The following is a 2,022-nucleotide window of genomic DNA, read 5'->3' on the forward strand; positions in this document are numbered from 1 at the left end:
ATCAGCCAAACGGCTCGTATTTTGATACGAAATCGAGTCGTTTCTTTGAACGTAATGAACTTCACAAACCTCGTCAACCGCCACTTCGTCAATTGATTCAAGAAACGGCATCAACTCAAAGAAAAAGCACTGATCTTCATAAAAAAGCCCCTTCGGAAACGTGACTCCGCATTGTCTGAGCCAATCTGTTCGATATAGTTTGTTCCATGCGACAACGCGTCCCCTGACAAGGTAATCCCTGATTGAATCATACCCAGTCACGACGTCTTCTGTCAGTCTGTCCTGATACTGCCAAAGGAAATTGCATTCCACGATCTTCTTCTGGCCGTTGCAGCTTTTTTCAAGCATTCTCTCAATCATTCCCGACTCAACGTAATCATCCGAATCAATAAACAGCACGTACCTTGCATCGACATGCCGCAGCCCGTAGTTTCTCGCGTCAGACAGACCTCCGTTTGCCTTTGGCAGATACTCCACCAGATTCGGATTATCATCCGCATATTTCTGACAGATGGCTGCCGAACCGTCGGTGCTCCCGTCGTCAACAAGCAGCACTCTGTATTTTTCAGAAGCCAAGGTCTGATTTATCAGGCTTTCCAAGCACCTTTTCAGATATCTTTCAACATTGTAGACCGGAACGATCACGTCAACTTGTCTCATCTAATCACCAAGTGCCTTTCTGACTGCTTCCTTGATGTAAGAACCTCGTCTTAATCTCTCTGCCAGATTCAGCGCGTTGCTCTTCATCTTCCTGTAGCCTGCATCATCAACTTCCTGCAAAACCCTGTCCAAATCATTCAGATCTTCGATTGCGATTCCAACTTCGTTTTCCGACACAAATTCAGCCATTGCGGCCTCCTTCCAGATAATCACCGGAATTCCTGAGCTTAGATAAAGTGACGTCTTGTGCGGAGTGTTGTAGCGCATATAGTTGCCGAAAACTCCCGTACAGGCGGACAGTTCGTCTCCGTCCCAAATCAGGCCGAAGTTTTCGTTCAAATGATTCGGCAGATCGTCAGGTGTATAAACCCCGCAATAGGTTACGCCTTTTTGATATTCTTGAGCGGGCGACGGTCCGTAAACGTCAAGTTTGGCATCATCTAACCCAAGTTTTGTCAAAAATGTTGATTTTTCAAGATTGCCCGCAAAGCAAACGCTTTTCTGATACTCGAACTGCTCGTTTTTCCGACAATCGTTACGATAGTCAAAAATTCCCAAAATCGTAATCGGAACCGTTACGCCGTGTTGTCTGAGCCATTCGGCCATTCTGGGATTATGCACGATCAGACCGTCAGCGGAATTGAAGATTTCCATTTCATCTTTTTCAAACTGCTTGTTGCCGTCATAAACACGCAGCGTTTCAACATCGTGAACCATGATCAGAAATTTTCCATGCGTGACTTTTCTGGCATTTTCAATGATTTTTTTCGTCAAAAAGACCGAGTAAAACGGATATTGCAAAATGACATTGTCAAACTGCCTGCCCTTGAAAAGTCGTTTGAGTTTCAAATGAACGAACAAGAGCTTTTCAAAACGTTTTTCCGGCAAATCCAGATCCATGACCTTAAAGCCTTCCTCGGTCAAAAATTCATTAATATCAGTTTTGGCCTTGGGTCCCGCATCATTTTTCGCCCTGAGACTTCTCAAAACTGAATACAAAATAACATTTTCCATTTAAGACTACTCTTCCTCTGCTGTCATTTTCAATACGGACGAAACGATTTCATCATCTTCTGCGACGTCAAACTTGCGCGAGAAAAGATAGCCCTCGTTCCGTGCCTTTTCAAGCGTTTCCAGATCAGAAATTTTCCAGACGACCGGACTGCTCTTTTTTTCATCAATCCTGATGAAGCGAAGGTTTCCCGGACGTCCTTTTTCATCTTGATAAAGTCGTTTCTTCAAAATTTCATCATTTAAAATGAACGTCTGTAAAAACAGCTCGTCTGCTACGATGGCATGCTTGAAAATTTTCATAATGCTTTTTTTCTTTTTTAAAATGCGTTCCACGGCAAAATCGTCCAG

At 43.7% G+C, this 2,022-nt stretch carries 2 protein-coding genes and 1 pseudogene; all 3 read right to left on the bottom strand.

From position 1 onward, the window contains the following. A partial coding sequence (locus V7Z60_RS09900; protein WP_334117645.1) for a glycosyltransferase family 2 protein occupies positions 1–660 on the bottom strand: 660 nt, incomplete at its 3' end. Next, complete coding sequence (locus V7Z60_RS09905) at positions 661–1,674, bottom strand: galactofuranosyltransferase (RefSeq protein ID WP_334117646.1); 1,014 nt, start codon at positions 1,672–1,674, stop codon at positions 661–663. Between the two features lie 6 nt (positions 1,675–1,680). Continuing rightward, a pseudogene (locus V7Z60_RS09910) lies at positions 1,681–2,022 on the bottom strand (beta-1,6-N-acetylglucosaminyltransferase); the annotation flags it as partial.

It is taken from the genome of Ligilactobacillus sp., from assembly GCF_036846325.1.
In the GTDB taxonomy this organism is placed as follows: Bacteria; Bacillota; Bacilli; order Lactobacillales; family Lactobacillaceae; genus Ligilactobacillus.